Here is a 16,616-nt window from a genome sequence, read left to right as displayed (position 1 = left end):
TTACATGACAAACAGGACGTCGAAACGGGGCGGGGTGCCGGTTCGACACCGGCACCCCGCCCCTCGCAACGTATCAACGCGCCTCGGACTCGCTCCACACCCGCGGCCGCAGCGGCAGCCCCGACGCGCCCGACACCGGCGTCTTCACCGCGAGGAACTGGTTCACCCCGATCCGGTTGCGCTCGAAGGACACCGCGGACGCCGCCATGTAGAGCCGCCAGATCCGCGCGCGGCCGGGCGAGACCAGCCGGACCGCCGTGTCCCACTCGCGCTCCAGGTTCGCCACCCACCGGCGCAGCGTCAGCGCGTAGTGCTCGCGGATCGCCTCCACGTCCCGCACCTCGAAGCCCGCGTCCTCCAGGGTCGTCAGGGTCCGGCCCATCGGGGCGAGTTCGCCGTCGGGGAAGACGTACGCGTCGATGAAGGGGTCCACCTCGTAGCGCGCCTCGTCGGGCTCGGGGCGGCGCGAGATCTGGTGGTTGAGCAGCCGTCCGCCGGGCTTCAGGAGCCGGTGGAGGATGTCGGCGTACTCCCGGTAGCGCACCGCGCCGACGTGCTCGGCCATGCCGATCGAGGAGATCGCGTCGTACGGCCCGTCCGCCACGTCCCGGTAGTCCTGCACCCGGATCTCGATCCGGTCGGTCAGGCCCTCCTCGGCGATCCGCTTGCGGGCGTAGGCGGCCTGCTCGCGCGAGAGGGTGATGCCGACGACCCGGGCTCCGTACTCCCGGGCGGCGTGGATGGCCATGGAGCCCCAGCCGCAGCCGACGTCGAGCAGCCGGTCGTCCTCCTTGAGGTTCAGCTTGCGGGCGATCAGGTCCAGCTTGTCCCGCTGGGCGTCCTCCAGGGTCCCGCCGTCCGTCCAGTACGCGCACGAGTAGACCATCGACGGGCCGAGGACCAGCTCGTAGAAGTCGTTGCCCACGTCGTAGTGGTGGCTGATCGCCTGCTTGTCGCGCCGCTTGCTGTGCCGGATGCCGCTGCGTCCGCGCATCTCCTCCACGGGCGGCTTCGGCGGCGGGAACGGGCCGGCCAGCTTCAGCAGGGCCTTGGCGGCCGCGCGCACCTTGGGGTCGCGGACGGTCTCCAGGGCGCCGCGCGACTCCTCGCCCCGCTCCCAGAGGAACCCGGCGAGCCGGTCCAGGACCTCGTACAGATCACCCTCGACGTCGATCTCGCCGGCGACCCAGGCCCGGGCCAGGCCCAGCTCCCCCGGCTTCCAGAGCAGCCGGCGCAGGGCACGGCGCTCGCGGACGATCAGTACGGGGCCGTCGGCGGGGCCGGCTTCGCTGCCGTCCCAGGCCCGCAGCCGCACCGGGAGCCTCGTTCCCAGCACGTCCTCGGCGAGGGCGGTCAGCCGCGACGCGGCGTCGGCCATGGTGCAACACCTCCGTGATCTCGTGCCCCAGAAATGCTCGTCACCAGGAGAACACCGTCCGTAGGCGAACCCATCCCCTCCCGCGCGTAAACGGCGTGAAAAACACGCGAAGGGCCGTCCGCACCACGGATGGCGGACGGCCCTTTTACGGCCTTGCGTGTACTGCTGGTACTGCGGGTACTGCTGGGTACTGCCGGTGCTGCTGGTACTGCCGGTGCTGCGGGAGGGGTCAGGAAGCCTTGGCCTTCTCCTGCGCCGGGGCGGCCGGCTGCGGGGCGGGCTTGGCGGCCTCGTAGAACTCCTCGCGCGGCGACTCGATGGCACCGAGGGAGACGACCTCGCGCTTGAGGAACATCGCCAGGGTCCAGTCGGCGAAGACGCGGATCTTGCGGTTCCAGGTCGGCATCGCCATGCCGTGGTAGCCACGGTGCATGTACCAGGCGAGACGGCCCTTGAGCTTGATCTTCATCTTGCCCATGACGATCATCGCGACGCCCTTGTGGAGGCCGAGACCCGCCACCGCGCCCTTGTTGGAGTGCGCGTACTCCTTCTGCGGGAAGCCGCGCATGCCGGCCACGACGTTGTCGCCGAGGACCTTGGCCTGACGCAGGGCGTGCTGGGCGTTCGGCGGGCACCAGGCGCGCTCGGCCGGGACGCCGGCCTTGATCGCGGCCAGGTCCGGGACCTGGGCGTTGTCGCCCGCGGCCCACACGTAGTCGAGGCCGTTGACCTGGAGCTTCTCGTTGCAGTCCACGTGGCCGCGGGGGCCGAGCGGCAGACCGAAGCGGGCGAGCGCCGGGTTCGGCTTCACACCGGCGGTCCACACGATCGTGTTGGAGTCGACCTCGAGGCCGTTCTTCAGCACGACGTGGCCGTCGACGCAGGAGTCCATCGAGGTCTGGAGGTAGATCTCGATGCCGCGGCTCTCGAGGTGCTCCTTGCCGTACTGGCCGAGCTTCGGGCCCACCTCGGGAAGGATCTTGTCGGCGGCGTCGACCAGGATGAAGCGCATGTCCTCGCGCTTCACGTTCTGGTAGTACTTCGCCGCGTCGCGGACCATGTCCTCGACCTCGCCGATGGTCTCCGCGCCGGCGAAGCCGCCGCCCACGAAGACGAAGGTCAGCGCCTTGCGGCGGACCTCCTCGTCCGTCGTCGAGTCGGCCTTGTCGAGCTGCTCGAGGACGTGGTTGCGCAGACCGATGGCCTCCTCGATGCCCTTCATGCCGATGCCCTGCTCGGCGAGGCCGGGGATCGGGAAGGTGCGGGAGACGGCACCCATCGCGATGACCAGGTAGTCGAACGGCAGCTCGTACGCCTCGCCGACGAGCGGCGCGATCGTGGCGACCTTGCGGTCCTGGTCGATGGTGGTGACCCGGCCGGTGAGCACCTCCGCTCCGCGCACGACGCGTCGCAGCGGGACGACGACGTGGCGCGGCGAGATGCTGCCGGCGGCGGCTTCGGGGAGGAAGGGCTGGTAGGTCATGTACGACCGCGGGTCGACGACCGTGACGGTCGCCTCCGCGTAGCGCATCTTCTTGAGGATGCGCCGAGCTGCGTACAGGCCTACGTACCCGCCGCCTACTACGAGGATCCTGGGACGCTCCGTGGTGCTCATGCCATCGAGTATCCACCCCTCCCAGGGGGGGTGCTCGTGCGCCCCTTCACAAGGTTCGGGGAGACCTCTGCTACACTCCGCCGCCCACGTGACCCATGTCATGGTCCAGCAAAGGAACCAGGGTGTAAGGGCGAACGTTGTTCACCCCTTGTGAACTGGCCCGGAGAGCCTTCCTTAACGCTGAACCGAGGGGGGCGTTCACACGATGGAAACATCGAGCGAAGTGGCCTCCCCGCCTGCGAAAGGGCCCCGAGGAGCCCCTCGGAGAGCCAAAAGACCCTCCTGGGGCACCCTCGGGGCCCATTTCCTTGTGAAGAACTTCACGAACGTTTTCCGACGGGGTGTCGCGAGCGTCCCGCGGAGCCCTCCATAGCCGCCCGCTATGCGAGGGATAGGGCGATCCCATCGAGGATGTCGTGCTCGCTGACGACGACCTCGCGGGCCCCGGTCCGCTCCATGATCTCCAGCAGCACCAGCGCGCCGGCGATGATCACGTCCACCCGTCCCGGGTGCATGACGGGGATCGCGGCGCGCTCGTCGTGGGTGGAGACGAGCAGCCGGCCGACCACCTCGGCGACCTGGTCGAAGGAGATCCGGGAGCGGTGGATCTTCTCGGAGTCATACTCCTGGAGGCCGAGGGCGATCGCGGCGACCGTCGTGACGGACCCGGCGAGGCCGACGAGGGTGTCCGCCTCACCGATCGGCACGGTCCGGGCGGCCAGGTCGAGGGCGGCGCGGATGTCGGTGACGATCGCCTCGACCTCCTCGGCGGTCGGCGGGTCGTGCCGCACATGCCGCTCGGTCAGCCGTACGCAGCCGATGTCGACCGAACGCGCGGCCTCCACGTGCCGGTTGCCGACCACGAACTCGGTCGAGCCGCCGCCGATGTCGACGACCAGGCGCCGGTCGTCGCCGTGCAGCTCGCCGGTGGCGCCGGTGAAGGAGAGCTCGGCCTCCTGGTCACCGGTGACGACCTCGGGCTCGACGCCCAGGATCTCCACGACCCCGTTCACGAAGTCGTCCCGGTTCTCGGCGTCGCGGGAGGCCGAGGTGGCGACGAAGCGGACCCGCTCGGCGCCGAGCTCCTCGATGACCTCGGCGTACGCGCGGCAGGCGGCGAAGGTCCGCTCCAGCGCCTCGGGCGCGAGCCGGCCGGTCCGGTCGACGCCCTGGCCGAGCCGGACGATCGTCATCCGCCGGTCGAGCTCGATCAGTTCGCCCGACCGCGGGTCCACGTCGGCGACGAGCAGGCGGATGGAGTTCGTACCGCAGTCGATTCCGGCGACCCGCGTCATTCCGAGGACTTCCCTTCGGCGGCGGTGTCGGTGCACGGCGTGACGCAGGGGCCCTTGGCCCACCACTCCGGCAGCATGGCGAGGGCCTCGTCGCCCAGCGGATTCACGCCGGGGCCGGCCGCCAGCGAGTGACCGACGAGCACGTGCAGGCACTTGACCCGGTCCGGCATGCCGCCGGCGCTCGGGAAGCCCTCCAGGACCTCGATGGCGTCCCGGCGGGCGATGTAGTCCTCGTGCGCGGCCCGGTAGGCGGCGGCGAGCTCGGGGTCGGTGCCGAGCCGGGCCTGCATCTCCTTCATGACCCCGTTGGCTTCCAGGGTGCCGATGGCGGAGGCGGCGCGCGGGCAGGTCAGGTAGTACGTGGTCGGGAACGGCGTGCCGTCGGGGAGCCGGGGCGCGGTCTCGACGACGTCCGGGTTGCCGCACGGGCAGCGGTGCGCGATGGCGCGCAGGCCGCGGGGCGGCCGGCCGAGCTGCTCCTGGAACGCGGCGACGTCCGCGTCGGTGGGCTCGGTGCGTTCGGTCTGCGGAGGGGGCGTTTCCATGTCTGCCTTGCTCGTCGGTCGGTGCGGGCGTCGGACGGGCGCCGGTCGGACGCCGTCGGGGTGCCGCTACGGGCGGTCGGCGCGGTCCACGCCGTCCCACAGGTTGTCGTACCACGGACGGTCCGTCGCGCCCTGCTCGGTGCGGGGCCGGGGCTCCGCGTCGGGGTCGTTCACGGTGAAGCCGGTCTCGCCCGGCATCACGTAGTGCAGGTGCTCGCGGGCCAGGCGGCGCACATAGGCCGGGTCCTGGAGGCGGGCCTTCTCGTCCCGCAGCTCCTCGACCCGCTCCGCCGCCTCGGCGGCCTTGCGCTCCTGCTCGGCGATCTCGCCCTGCTGGGAGACGTACTGCCGCATCGGGTAGGCGAGCGCCACCACGAGGGAGCAGACCACCAGGGCCAGGAAGGCCGCGCGGCCGGTGAGCCGGGAGCGGCGGGCCTGACGGCGGGTCTGGGAGCGGTAGACACGGGCGGCGGTCTGCTCGCCGAGCAGCCTGATCCGGGTCGCGGTCGAGAACCGGTCCCGGTCCTTCACGGCCATGTCGTGCGCCTCCCCGTGTCCCGCGCCGTGTCACGCGTCTTGTTCAAACGTACGTCCCCGCACACGGTACGGGACCGAGTGCGGGGACGTACGGAAGCCGCCGTGCGGCCGGTGTCAGACCGGAGGCCGGCCGTCGCCGGGATCGGTTCGCGGTGCTGATCGCTTCGCGGTGCCGATCAGTGCGCGGACTGATCAGTTCGCGGTGCGGAACCGCGGGAAGGCGCTGCGGCCGGCGTAGACCGCGGCGTCGTCGAGGATCTCCTCGATGCGCAGGAGCTGGTTGTACTTGGCGACGCGCTCGGAGCGGGCCGGGGCGCCGGTCTTGATCTGGCCGCAGTTGGTGGCGACGGCCAGGTCGGCGATGGTGACGTCCTCGGTCTCGCCGGAGCGGTGGGACATCATGCACTTGAAGCCGTTGCGCTGGGCGAGCTCGACGGCGTCCAGGGTCTCGGTCAGCGAGCCGATCTGGTTGACCTTGACCAGGAGGGCGTTCGCGGAGCCCTCCTCGATGCCGCGGGCGAGGCGCTCGGGGTTGGTGACGAACAGGTCGTCACCGACGAGCTGCACCTTGCTGCCGAGCTTCTCGGTGATGGCCTTCCAGCCGGCCCAGTCGTCCTCGAACAGCGGGTCCTCGATGGAGACCAGCGGGTACGCGGAGACGAGCTCCTCGTAGTACTCGGTCATCTCGGCGGCCGAGCGGGACTTGCCCTCGAACTCGTACGAGCCGTCCTTGTAGAACTCGGAGGCGGCGACGTCGAGCGCGAGCGCGATGTCCTTGCCGGGGACGTAGCCGGCCTGCTTGATGGCCTCGAGGATGAGGTCGAGGGCCTCGCGGTTGGAGCCGAGGTTCGGGGCGAAGCCGCCCTCGTCGCCGAGGCCGGTGGACAGACCCTTGTCCTTCAGGACCTTCTTGAGGGTGTGGTAGACCTCGGTGCCCCAGCGCAGGGCCTCGGAGAAGGACTCGGCGCCGATCGGCGCGATCATGAACTCCTGGATGTCCACGTTGGAGTCGGCGTGCGAGCCGCCGTTCAGGATGTTCATCATCGGAACGGGCAGCAGGTGCGCGTTCGGGCCGCCGAGGTAGCGGAAGAGCGGCAGGTCGGACGCCTCGGAGGCGGCGTGCGCGACGGCGAGGGAGACGCCGAGGATGGCGTTGGCGCCGAGCGAGGACTTGTCCGGGGTGGCGTCCAGGTCGAACATCGCCTGGTCGATCAGGCGCTGCTCGGTGGCGTCGTAACCGACCAGCTCCGGGCCGATCTGCTCGATGACGGCGAGAACGGCCTTCTCCACGCCCTTGCCCTGGTAACGGTTGGGGTCACCGTCGCGGAGCTCGAGGGCCTCGAACGCACCGGTGGAGGCACCGGACGGGACGGCAGCACGGCCGGTGCTGCCGTCGTCGAGGCCGACCTCGACCTCGACCGTGGGGTTGCCTCGGGAGTCCAGGATTTCCCGGGCTACGACGACGTCGATGGACGGCACGAGCATCTCCTTCTGGGATGTGACGCTGGTTGTGACGCATGCGGCAAGGTCTCGTTCGCCTTGCGACAAGAGCCTAACCGCCCGGGGGCCTCCGACCAGCCGGGCGCCCGCCCCCTGGGACGAAAAAGGACCCAAGGGCATGCATCCGGGGACGAAAGACCCTTACCTACTCACCGGTAGGCGGCGGAACGGGGAAACCCCGGCCCGGAGCGCACGGGGGAAGGGCGCTCCGGGCCGGGGTGGTCACCGCGGGGAGGGGCAGTCGCCCGGATTACTTCAGGTGGAGCTGCTGGCCCGGGTAGATCAGGTCGGCGTCCTGGACGATGTCCTTGTTCAGCTCGAAGAGCTTGGCCCAGCCGCCCTTGACGCCGTGCGCCTGGGCGATCTTGCTGAGCGTGTCGCCGGTGACGACCTTGTACTCGCCGTCGCCCTTCTGGACCTTCTTGCCGGTCGGGGTGGTGACGGTCTGCTTCGACTCGCTCTTCTTGGCCGTGCTCTTCGGCGCGGTCTTCGGAGCGGTGCGCTGCTCGCTGCGGGTGGTCGGCTGCTCGGCCTTCCGCTCCGGCTGCGCCTGCTCGGTGGAGCCGCCGCTGTAGGAGGCGTTGGAGAGGCCCACGCCGCAGCTCGGCCACGCGCCCTTGCCCTGGCCCGCGAGGACCTTCTCGGCGATGGCGATCTGCTGGGACTTGGATGCCTGGTCGGCGGTCGGGGCGTAGGCGGTGCCGCCGTACGCGGCCCAGGTGGAGGCCGAGAACTGCAGGCCGCCGTAGTAGCCGTTGCCGGTGTTGATGGACCAGTTGCCACCGGACTCGCACTGGGCGACGGCGTCCCACTCGGAGGCGGTGGCGGCCGAGGCGGTGGCGGCACCCATCAGCGGGGCCGCGACGGCGACACCGGCGGCACCGGCGAGCGCGATGGCGCGGGTGGCCTTGGAGGAACGACGGTGTTTGCCCTTGCCGGAAAGCAGCATGGAAATTCTCCCTCACCGACGCCTGCGAGGTGAGCTGTCGGGTTCGGGCTGTGAGTGCCCGGCCGCGTGACCAGCACGCGGCTTCACCCCAAGCCGGTCCTCGGCCGTCTGTCTCAACGGCCGGGGGCGGCACTTACCTTGGGTCCCCCGCTCCTGCCTTCGGCGCTTGCGCGACGACTGTTCCCTTCGACCGGCGGCAGGATTCGGCGTTCCGGTCGAGGGGGCCCGCGGTGGCGAGCGGTCACGACCGTAGACACAGAGCCGGGGGAAGTTCAAAGCCCATCAACCCGGAAAAATCGCCCCTACTTGCACACCGTCAGGCGGTGTTTGCGCAGGTGAGGGGCGACATGAGCAAAGTTTGCGGACGTGACACGCCCGTTCGACAAGAGAGACTCATGTCTCACTCGCACAGAACGGACATTAACCCCCGAACTACTCCGCCAGCGCGGCCGGTTCGGGCAGCAACTCCAGGCTCTGACCAGGGAGGATGAGATCCGGGTCGGACCCGACCGTCTCCTTGTTGGCGTCGTAGAGGGCGCTCCAGCCGCCGAGGAGACCGTTCTCCTGCGCAATGTCCGACAGGCTGTCACCCGGCTTGACGGTGTATTCGTCCGTCTTGTCCGACTCGGCGCCGCCCGCGCCGCCCTTCGCGCCGTCGGTCGGCGCGGCATGACGCCCGGATTCGACACCGGTGTCCGTCATGCCCGGTTCTTCTGTCGCGGCGTCACCCCGGTGCTTGCCGGTGCCGGGGGCGGTCGCGTCCGGCGCACCGGGCGCACCGGGCGCACCGGGCGTTCCCGGCAGTACGGATGTGTCCGGCGTTACGGGCGTACCGGGCGTCACGGGGGTGCCGGGGGTGCCGGGGGCGGTGGTGCCGGGGGCGGTGGGCGCGGTCGTGGAGCCGGTCGAGGGGGCCGTCGGGGGCACGGTGGGGGAGGCCGGGGCGGTGGGGCTCGTGGCCGTGGCCGAGGGGTCGGCGGTGCCGGTCCCGGCCTCGGTGCCGCTGCCCGTGGTGCCGGTGGCACCGGTGGTGCCGGTCGGCAGGCCGTCGGTGCGGTTGGACTCGGGGAGCGGCCCCGTGGGCTTCTTGGGCGTGACGCCGGGGCCCGGGTCGACGTCCGGCGCCTCGCCGTCGTTCGTCAGGCCGGCGATCGGGGCGCAGGTGGCCCACTGGGTGTCGCCGGCGGCGAGCGCCTTCTCGGCGATCGCGATCTGCTGCGCGCGGCTCGCGAGGTCCGCGCTCGGCGCGTAGGCGAGACCGCCGTGCCGCTCCCAGCTCTCCTGGGTGAACTGCAGCCCGCCGTAGAGTCCGTTGCCGAAGTTGGCGCTCCAGGCTCCGCCCGACTCGCATTCGGCGACCCGGTCCCAGGTCGCCGCGTCGGCGGCGGAGGCGGAACCGGTGGCGAGCAACGGCAGCGCCATGGCCGATCCGGTCACACCCGCGGCGACGACGAGAGCGGGGGCCTGGCGGGGTCTGCGGTGACGTCCGTTCCCGGAGCGCATACGGAGTGCCTTTCGCGTGACTGCTGAGACTGCGGGTGAACGTAGCGGCATTCGAACGGAAGTCACAAGCCGATGCAGCGCGGATCACGCGAAGATCACAGTTCTGGCGCGACGTCAGCTACGGGGCGGTGGAGACCTCCGGGGAGAATTCCACCGGAAGGGTGCGAAGGCCGCGCATGATGAGCCCGCCGCGCCAGCGCAGTTCCTCCGGCGCCACGCCAAGTCGCAGGTCCGGCAGGCGAGTCAGCAGGGTCGCGAGCGCCGTCTGCCCCTCCAGGCGGGCCAGCGGCGCCCCCAGGCAGTAGTGGATGCCGTGCCCGTACCCGAGGTGCTGGTTGTCGCGCCGCGCGAGGTCGAGCGTGTCCGGCCCGTCGAACCGCGCCGGGTCCCGGTCCGCGGCCGCCAGCACCACGAGCACCGGGTCACCGGCCGGGATCTCCTGCCCGCCGATGCTCAGCGGCTCCGTGGCGAACCGCCAGGTGGCCAGCTCCACCGGCCCGTCGTACCGCAGCAGCTCCTCCACCCCGGTCTCCAGGAGCCCGGTCTCGCCGGCCGCCAGCGAGACCTGGAGGCGCTCGCGCTGTTCGGGGTGGCACAGGAGGGTGTGGACGCCGTTGCCGATGAGGTTGACGGTGGTCTCGAACCCGGCGAAGAGAAGGATGAAGGCCATCGCCGCGGCCTCGTTCTCGGTGAGGTGCTCCCCGTGGTCGGAGGCCCTGATGAGCCCCGAGATGAGGTCGTCGCCCGGGGCGAGGCGCTTGCGGTGGATGAGCTCGGCGAGATAGCCGCGCATCTTCTTGACCGACCGCGCCACCCCGCCGCGCGGCCCGCCGCCGTGCCGGATCATCATCCCGGCCCAGTCCCGGAAGTCGTCCTGGTCCTCGCGCGGCACCCCGAGCAGGTCGCAGATCGCGTAGATCGGCAGCGGGAACGCGAACTCGTGGATGAGGTCCGCGCTCCCCCGCGCCGCGAAGCCGTCGATGAGCCGGTCCGTCAGCTCCTGCACCCGCGGCGCGAACTCCGCCACCCGCCGCGGGGTGAACGCCTTCGACACCAGCCGCCGCAGCCGGGTGTGGTCCGGCGGGTCGATGTTGAGCAGATGCGTCATCAGCTCGGCCTTGCGCTCCCCCGGGATCCCCGTCTTCCCCTTGGCGTGCGCCGGCTCGTCGTGATGTGCCGGATTCTTCGACAGCCGCTGGTCCGCCAGCGCCTGCCGCGCGTCCCCGTACCGCGTCACCAGCCACGCCTCCACCCCGCTGGGCAGGGTGGCCTTGTGCACGGGCGCGTGCTCACGCAGCCAGGCGTACGCGGGGTAGGGATCGGTGGCGAACTCCCAGGTGAAGAGCTCGGGTGCGGGGGGCGTGCTCATGCCCCGACCGTACAAGGACCGGCCACGGGGCGGCGTGGCGACCGGGGGTAGGGGCGGGGGTGACCGGGGGCGGCCGGGGGCGCGGCGGGGGAGGTTGCGGGCGCGGCGGGGGAGGTTGCGGGCGGCCGGCGCCGCCGGGGGGGACCGAGGGGCGGCCGGCTGGCGCGGCCGGCGGTGTCAGTGGCGACCGGTAGCGTCCCGTTCGCGCCGCGGACGGCTCCTTCACCCTGCGGGTCTTCCCCGGCCCGGGCAGGAGCGCGCGATCGCCGCGCGGGACCTCGCTCCCGCCCTGATCGACTTCTTCGGCGGCGCGGCGGTCTGACGAAGTACCGCTGTCCGGACGTGCCGTGACGGCCCGTGGCTTAGATTCACGGGCGTGGATGCCCAGTTGCTCAGAAGCACGTTCGCGGTCGTCGAGAGACGGGCGGAGCACGCCGTCACGTTCTTCTACTCCCATCTCTTCTGGCACAACCCGGGCGTCCGCGAGCTCTTCCCCGAGGACCTGGCGCCGCAGCGCGACCGGCTGTTCGCCGCGCTCACGCACGTGGTGACCCGCATCGAGGACCCGGGGCTGGCCGGCTATCTGGGGCGGCTGGGGCGGGACCACCGCCGGTTCCTGGCCACGCCCGCGCTCTACAGCGCGGTCGGGACCAGCCTGCTCGCCGCGTTCGCGCACACGGCGGGGGCCGCCTGGACGGTCGCGGCGGAGAAGGCGTGGACCGAGGCGTACGGGCGGGTCGCCGACCTGATGAAGGCCGGCGCCCAGGAGTCGGTGGCGGCCGGACAGCCCGCCTGGTGGGACGCCGACGTCGTCCGGCACGACCGGTACGGGGACGACCTGACCCTGCTGACGCTGCGGCCCCGGCAGCCCTACCCGTACCGGCCCGGCCAGTACGCGAGCGTCAGCACGCTCCACCTGCCGCGGGTGTGGCGCACCTACTCCCTCGCCAACGCGCCCCGCCCCGACGGCACCCTCGACCTCCACGTCAGCCGGGTCGAGGGCGGGCTGATGAGCACCGCGCTGACCTCGGCCCTTCGCGTGGGCGAGACCCTGCGGCTCAGCTCGCCGGGCGGCGCGCTGACCGCCCGTACCCCGCCGGGCAAACCCCGCACCTACATCGCGGCCGGCACCGGCTGGGCCCCGGTCCGCGCGCTCCTCGAAGAGGCGGCGGCGGACGAGCCGGAGCTGGAGGGACGGCTCTTCGTCGTGGCCCGCGCCAAGGAGTACCTGTACGGGCGGGCCGAGGCCGAGCGCCTGCGCGCCCTCCTGCCGGGGCTGCACGTCACCTACATCACCCCGGCCCCCTGCCGCCCCCGCGAGCAGGCCACCGAGCGCCTGGTCCAGGCCCTGCGGTCGACCCTCAACTGGCCGGCCCACGACGTCTACCTCGCGGGCCCGCCCGCCTTCCTCACCGAGGTCGCCGAGGAACTCGAGCACCTCGGCACCGACCCGACCCGCCTCTTCCACGACCGGCTGCCGGCCGTCGGCCCCTCCGCCCAGCGCCCCGCCAGCCGCGCGGAGTGGCTGATCCAGCCACCCCCACTCCACTGGCACGACCCGGCGGCCCGGGCACCGCGCGAGCCGTGGGCCGGGTGAGGGGACTCGGGGCCGGGGCCCCCGGTCGTCGTCGTCAGTCCTGGTCGGTCGGGGGTACGCCCTCCGCCGTGCGGATGGCGTCGCGGTAGAGCCGGCCGGCCGCTCGGAGGGCCGTCTCCGGGTCGATGCCGGCGGCCTCCGCGCGGACGGCGAGGGCGAGGAGCTCGTAACCGATGCCGTCGCCGGTGGGCGGCGGCACGTCGAGGCCGGCGGTGCGCACGCGGTTCGCGAGCTTGGCCGCGAGGGCGAGGCCGGGCTGGCCGAGCGGGATCCCGTCGGTCACGGACGCACGCTGCTTCTCGACGGCCTTGGTCCGCCGCCAGTGCTCCTTGACCTCCTCCGGCGTGGTCGCGGTCGCGTCACCGAAGACGTGCGGGTGCCGGTGGATCAGCTTCTCCACGATCGTGGCGGCCACGTCGTCGACGGAGAACGGCTCCTCGGTGTCCTCCTCGGCGATCCGCGCGTGGAAGACGACCTGGAGCAGAACGTCACCGAGCTCCTCGCGCAGCGCCTCCCGGTCGCCGTCCTCGATGGCCTCGACGAGCTCGTACGCCTCCTCGATGCCGTACTTGGCGAGCCCCTCGTGGGTCTGCCGCGAGGACCAGGGGCACTCGCGCCGGATCCGGTCCATGACCTGGACGAGATCGAGCAGCCGGGCCCCCGGCAGGTCGTACGAGCCGGGCAGCAGCTCCAGGTCGGGCATGGCGACCCGGCCGGAGCCGGCCAGCCGCGCGAGCCCGTCGGTCAGGGCCCGGTCGCCCTCGCCCGAGGGCAGCACGACGACCGTCCGGCCGCCGGCGCACGCCTCGACGAGCTCCTCGGCGGAGGGCCGCAGCAGCTCGACGGCGACCCCCGCCTCCCGCAGATACGGGAGCTGGGGGTGACCGGCGTCGGGGCACAGGACCCGGTCGGCGCCGTGCAGCGCCTGCCAGGCGGGCCAGGACAGCAGCCCGGGCGCCACCCGGTGGCTGGCGGTGAGCAGGACGATGCGGCCGGTCTCGACGGGGGCTTCGGTGTTCACCCCTCGACCTTACGTTCCTCGCGCTGACGTTCCTCGCGTCGGGCTCAGGCGACGGCCTCGGGAGCCTTGCTGATCTGCCGGACCCACGGCGCCGTGTACGAGGCGAGCTGGATCTTCTCGTCGTCCCAGGTGCCGTAGCGCGGGTTCACCTCGATCTTCAGCTCCTTGGAGGCCCGGCTGAACGCGTCCGTCAGCTTCTTCTGGCCCTCGGGGCTGTCGGTGACGCCCAGCTTCGCGGCGATCTTGTTCATGAGCACGGCCCGGCGGGCGACGTCGTCGACCCCGTCCGGCGCCACGCCCTGCTGCTGGAGCAGCACGGCCCTCATCTGCTCCTCGCCGCCGCTCTGCCGGGCGAAGTCGCCGCGGGTCCGCTGGATCTCGCCGCGGCTCGCGGTGATCCCGTTGTCCTTCGCGACCTCCTCGACCACCCGGTCGAAGATCATGCCGTGCAGCGTCCGCCGGCTGAGGTCACCGGTCTCCTCGATCAGCCGCTCCCCCTGCGGCGACGCCTTCTGGGCCGCCCGGACGTCCTTGACCTGGGCCTGGAGGCTCGAGACCTCGATCCGCTGCCCGCCGACGACGGCCGCCGCGCCCGGGTGGGCGTCACTGCCGCAGGCGGTGAGCAGCGGGGCCGCGGCGAGCAGCGTCGCGGCGGCGGAGACGGAGAGCGCAGTGCGGCGGTGCAAAGGAGCCTCCCGGCGTGGGTCGTGCGTCAGTGGGACGACCGTGCGGTGATCGATGTTAGGCAGTCGCGGTGGCGTGGACCACTACTTCGCGCGTTCTGTTTTGGACAACGACCCCGCCCCGACATGGGTGCGCCGACATCGATACCGGCACGGGCAGGGGCACGGGGCCGGGGGCAGGCGGCCCCACCCGAAGGGCGTCAGGAGGACGGGGCGTTGCGCATCTCCACGATCTTCTCCGCCTCCTCGACCCGGCCGGCGATTCGACCGCCCTGCCTGATCTCCTCGTCGCTCACCGACTGGGCCATGGCGAAAATCTCGTGGATCCCCTCGAAACGGTGAGCGACGAGCATGTCGAGGAACCACCTGACCGCCTGCGGCCGGTCCACCGCGACCCCGATCCCGTCCCGGTAGCGAGACGCCACCGCGAACATCGCATCGGTGTTCCCCGCTTCGGCGGCAGCCTCGTACCAGCGGTGGGCGGCGCTCGCGTCTCCGGCCGCGTCGAGTTCGTCGCCGAGCCGGACCGCGGCCTCGTCCACGCCTCCCCGGGCGGCGGATTCCAGGAGAGACAGGGATTCATCCCTCCGTTCGGGGCGGGCGAGCTCGTCGAGAAGAAGAATCGCGAGGTTGTACTGCGCGATGGAATCCCCTTCTCCTGCGGCCGCCCGGAATAGCCGCTCGGCCGCGGAAGCGTCCTTTTCCACACCGGCGCCCTCGACCAGGAGGTATCCCAGACTCCGCCGTGCCTCATTGTTTCCGCCCTCGGCCGCTTTCCGGAACCAGACCGCCGCACCGGCGGGATCCTCGTCCCACGCCAGCAACACCCCGCCCAAGACGTTCTGGCAGTCGACGTCCCCCGCGCGTGCCGCCGCCTCCAGCTCGGCCTTCGCGCCGGGAAGCAGCCCCAGCGCCTCGGCGCTCTCGGCCTGCGCCGCGTGCAGCAGCCATCGGGCCCGCTCGGCGACACCGGACACGGAGGCCAGCCGCAGCATCGCCCCTACGTCGCCCGCCTCAGCCCTCTCCAGCACATCGCCGCCCACGCCCACTCATGCCTCCCCGTAACCGTAATAATCGCAGCAACGTAGCACGCCCACCCGAATACTCGGCATTCACAATTCGGCCATAAATGCACCCGCCGGAATTTCCTGGTGCCCATACGATCGAGAATCCCGATATCCGCGTTGCTCGCGGAGGGATTGCCGGCCGGGGACCACTCCGCTAGCGGGCGGGCTCCTCGACGGAGGCTTCGGTGTCGGTCGACTCGGTCGACGACTTGCGTGTTCGGGTGGTGTCGGGTCTCAGCATGATCGTCTTCGAGACCAGGAAGGTGACCGGGATCGCGGCCGCGGCGGCGAGGAGGGGGGCGTGGTGGCGGTCGAAGGCGAGGAGGTCGACCAGGACGTAGACGCCGGCCGTCGTGATGACGAAGTTGGCCGCGTTGGTGAGCGGGAAGAGGAGGAACTTCCGCCAGGTCGGGCGGGTGCGGTAGGTGAAGTACGAGGTGAGGAAGAAGGAGCCGACCATGGAGAGCGCGAAGGCGGTGACGTGCGCGGCGAGGTACGGCAGCCAGCGGCCGAGCAGCAGGTAGAGCCCGTAGTAGGTGCCGGTGTTGACGGCGCCGACCAGGCCGAAGCGGATCACCTGCCAGGTCGTCGTCATCGACGCAGAAGCTCCTCTTCCCGGGGGGCCGGGACGCGCGTGTTGGACGCCTTGACCAGGTAGTGCGGGCGCCGCTTCACCTCGTAGTAGATGCGGCCGACGTACTCGCCGACCAGCCCCAGCATCACCATCTGGACGCCGGCGAGCGCCGTGACCGTCACCAGCAGGGTGACATAGCCGGGCGTGTCCACGCCGTTCACCAGGGCGACACCGACGATCCAGGCGGCGTACGCGAAGGCGACCGCGACCAGGACCATTCCGAGGTAGACGGCGGCCCGCAGCGGCTTGTTATTGAAGGAGAGAAGGCCGTCGAGGCCGTAGTTGAGAAGCTTTCCGAAGGTCCATTTCGAACGGCCCTGTTCACGCACCGCATTCTCGTACTCGAACGTCGTCGTCCGGAATCCGACCCAGGCGAACAGGCCCTTCGAGAATCGGTTGTATTCGGTCAGTTCGAGAATCGAGTCGACCGTGCGGCGGGAAAGGAGGCGGAAGTCGCCGACGCCGTCGACGAGCTCGACGTCCACCAGCCGGTTGATCGCCCAGTAGTAGGCGCGGGCGGTCAGGGTGCGGGTGACCCGGTCGCCGGTGCGGGTGCGGCGGGCGATGACCTGGTCGTACCCCTCGGCGTGCAGGGCCAGCATGCGGTGCACGAGCTCCGGCGGGTGCTGGAGGTCGGCGTCCATGATGACGACGGCGTCGCCGGCCGCGTGCTGGAGACCGGCCAGCATCGCGGCCTCCTTGCCGAAGTTGCGGCTGAAGGAGACATAGCGCGCCCGGGGGTCGTCGGCGGCGATCCCCTCCAGGAGCGGCAGCGTACGGTCACGGCTTCCGTCGTCCACGTAGACGATCTCGAATTCTCCCTCGAATCGGGAGAGTTCCTTCGTCACATGGTCGTGGAAGCGACCGATGATCTCTTCTTCGTTGAAGCACGGGACCACGATCGAGAGCAGCACGCACGCCAC

15 protein-coding genes and 1 riboswitch are annotated in these 16,616 nt (G+C 71.3%); of the genes, 1 reads left to right on the top strand and 14 read right to left on the bottom strand.

Annotation, left to right across the window (positions count from 1 at the left end; all coding sequences use genetic code 11):
- Positions 1–73: 73 nt before the first annotated feature.
- The 9 genes from ABZ135_RS11670 to ABZ135_RS11630 all read right to left on the bottom strand — a co-directional run bounded on the left by ABZ135_RS11670 (position 74) and on the right by ABZ135_RS11630 (position 10,691).
- Positions 74–1,378, bottom strand: a complete 1,305-nt coding sequence (locus ABZ135_RS11670; protein WP_356694352.1) for a cyclopropane-fatty-acyl-phospholipid synthase family protein — start codon at positions 1,376–1,378, stop codon at positions 74–76.
- 229 nt (positions 1,379–1,607) lie between these two features.
- Entirely contained in the window at positions 1,608–2,993 is a 1,386-nt protein-coding gene (locus tag ABZ135_RS11665; protein WP_356694350.1) for an NAD(P)/FAD-dependent oxidoreductase, read from the bottom strand.
- A gap of 380 nt (positions 2,994–3,373) precedes the next feature.
- A complete protein-coding gene (locus ABZ135_RS11660) occupies positions 3,374–4,288 on the bottom strand; it encodes a Ppx/GppA phosphatase family protein (RefSeq protein WP_356694348.1) in 915 nt (304 codons plus the stop codon).
- Positions 4,285–4,833 (bottom strand): DUF501 domain-containing protein, encoded by a 549-nt coding sequence (locus tag ABZ135_RS11655; protein WP_356694346.1) that lies wholly within the window; start codon positions 4,831–4,833, stop codon positions 4,285–4,287. Before ABZ135_RS11655 ends, ABZ135_RS11660 begins: the two co-directional genes overlap by 4 nt.
- A 66-nt stretch (positions 4,834–4,899) precedes the next feature.
- A complete protein-coding gene (locus ABZ135_RS11650; RefSeq protein ID WP_356694344.1) occupies positions 4,900–5,370 on the bottom strand; it encodes a septum formation initiator family protein in 471 nt (156 codons plus the stop codon).
- 192 nt (positions 5,371–5,562) lie between these two features.
- Positions 5,563–6,849 carry a phosphopyruvate hydratase gene (gene eno, locus ABZ135_RS11645; protein ID WP_356694342.1) on the bottom strand — a complete coding sequence of 429 codons (1,287 nt, stop codon included), beginning with the start codon at positions 6,847–6,849 and terminating at the stop codon, positions 5,563–5,565.
- A 271-nt stretch (positions 6,850–7,120) separates the two neighbouring features.
- Positions 7,121–7,819, bottom strand: a complete 699-nt coding sequence (locus ABZ135_RS11640; protein ID WP_356694341.1) for a transglycosylase family protein — start codon at positions 7,817–7,819, stop codon at positions 7,121–7,123.
- A gap of 4 nt (positions 7,820–7,823) precedes the next feature.
- Positions 7,824–7,994: riboswitch (cyclic di-AMP (ydaO/yuaA leader) on the bottom strand.
- A 257-nt stretch (positions 7,995–8,251) separates the two neighbouring features.
- Positions 8,252–9,322, bottom strand: a complete 1,071-nt coding sequence (locus tag ABZ135_RS11635) for a transglycosylase family protein (RefSeq protein WP_356694339.1) — start codon at positions 9,320–9,322, stop codon at positions 8,252–8,254.
- Positions 9,323–9,440: 118 nt separating this feature from the next.
- Entirely contained in the window at positions 9,441–10,691 is a 1,251-nt protein-coding gene (locus ABZ135_RS11630) for a cytochrome P450 (protein WP_356694337.1), read from the bottom strand.
- A 376-nt stretch (positions 10,692–11,067) separates the two neighbouring features.
- Between ABZ135_RS11630 and ABZ135_RS11625 the strand changes: the two genes are divergently transcribed.
- Complete coding sequence (locus tag ABZ135_RS11625; RefSeq protein WP_356694335.1) at positions 11,068–12,288, top strand: globin domain-containing protein; 1,221 nt, start codon at positions 11,068–11,070, stop codon at positions 12,286–12,288.
- A gap of 34 nt (positions 12,289–12,322) precedes the next feature.
- On the opposite strand, the gene ABZ135_RS11620 is transcribed toward ABZ135_RS11625, so the two are convergent.
- The 5 genes from ABZ135_RS11620 to ABZ135_RS11600 form a co-directional block, all read right to left on the bottom strand.
- Positions 12,323–13,309: a nucleoside triphosphate pyrophosphohydrolase gene (locus ABZ135_RS11620; protein ID WP_356694333.1), complete on the bottom strand. Its 987-nt coding sequence runs from the start codon at positions 13,307–13,309 to the stop codon at positions 12,323–12,325.
- A gap of 44 nt (positions 13,310–13,353) precedes the next feature.
- Complete coding sequence (locus tag ABZ135_RS11615) at positions 13,354–13,995, bottom strand: SurA N-terminal domain-containing protein (RefSeq protein ID WP_356694331.1); 642 nt, start codon at positions 13,993–13,995, stop codon at positions 13,354–13,356.
- Between the two features lie 197 nt (positions 13,996–14,192).
- Positions 14,193–15,035, bottom strand: coding sequence for a tetratricopeptide repeat protein (locus ABZ135_RS11610; protein WP_356694330.1), 843 nt, complete (start codon positions 15,033–15,035; stop codon positions 14,193–14,195).
- A 178-nt stretch (positions 15,036–15,213) separates the two neighbouring features.
- The gene (locus tag ABZ135_RS11605; protein ID WP_356694328.1) at positions 15,214–15,654 is read right to left on the bottom strand and encodes a GtrA family protein; all 441 of its coding nucleotides are present in this window, start codon (positions 15,652–15,654) and stop codon (positions 15,214–15,216) included.
- Complete coding sequence (locus ABZ135_RS11600) at positions 15,651–16,607, bottom strand: glycosyltransferase (RefSeq protein ID WP_356694326.1); 957 nt, start codon at positions 16,605–16,607, stop codon at positions 15,651–15,653. The genes ABZ135_RS11605 and ABZ135_RS11600 overlap by 4 nt, the downstream gene beginning before the upstream one ends.
- Positions 16,608–16,616 lie beyond the last annotated feature (9 nt).

This window comes from Streptomyces sp. NPDC006339, assembly GCF_040612775.1.
GTDB lineage: Bacteria > Actinomycetota > Actinomycetes > Streptomycetales > Streptomycetaceae > Streptomyces.
This window is presented reverse-complemented; position numbering and strand designations above follow the sequence as displayed.

Coding starts and splice junctions, on each gene's coding strand:
- ABZ135_RS11630 (WP_356694337.1), bottom strand. CDS start 10,691: ATGAGCACGCCCCCCGCACCCGAGCTCTTCACCTGGGAGTTCGCCACC.
- ABZ135_RS11605 (WP_356694328.1), bottom strand. CDS start 15,654: ATGACGACGACCTGGCAGGTGATCCGCTTCGGCCTGGTCGGCGCCGTC.
- ABZ135_RS11670 (WP_356694352.1), bottom strand. CDS start 1,378: ATGGCCGACGCCGCGTCGCGGCTGACCGCCCTCGCCGAGGACGTGCTG.
- ABZ135_RS11635 (WP_356694339.1), bottom strand. CDS start 9,322: ATGCGCTCCGGGAACGGACGTCACCGCAGACCCCGCCAGGCCCCCGCT.
- ABZ135_RS11660 (WP_356694348.1), bottom strand. CDS start 4,288: ATGACGCGGGTCGCCGGAATCGACTGCGGTACGAACTCCATCCGCCTG.
- ABZ135_RS11650 (WP_356694344.1), bottom strand. CDS start 5,370: ATGGCCGTGAAGGACCGGGACCGGTTCTCGACCGCGACCCGGATCAGG.
- ABZ135_RS11665 (WP_356694350.1), bottom strand. CDS start 2,993: ATGAGCACCACGGAGCGTCCCAGGATCCTCGTAGTAGGCGGCGGGTAC.
- ABZ135_RS11655 (WP_356694346.1), bottom strand. CDS start 4,833: ATGGAAACGCCCCCTCCGCAGACCGAACGCACCGAGCCCACCGACGCG.
- ABZ135_RS11640 (WP_356694341.1), bottom strand. CDS start 7,819: ATGCTGCTTTCCGGCAAGGGCAAACACCGTCGTTCCTCCAAGGCCACC.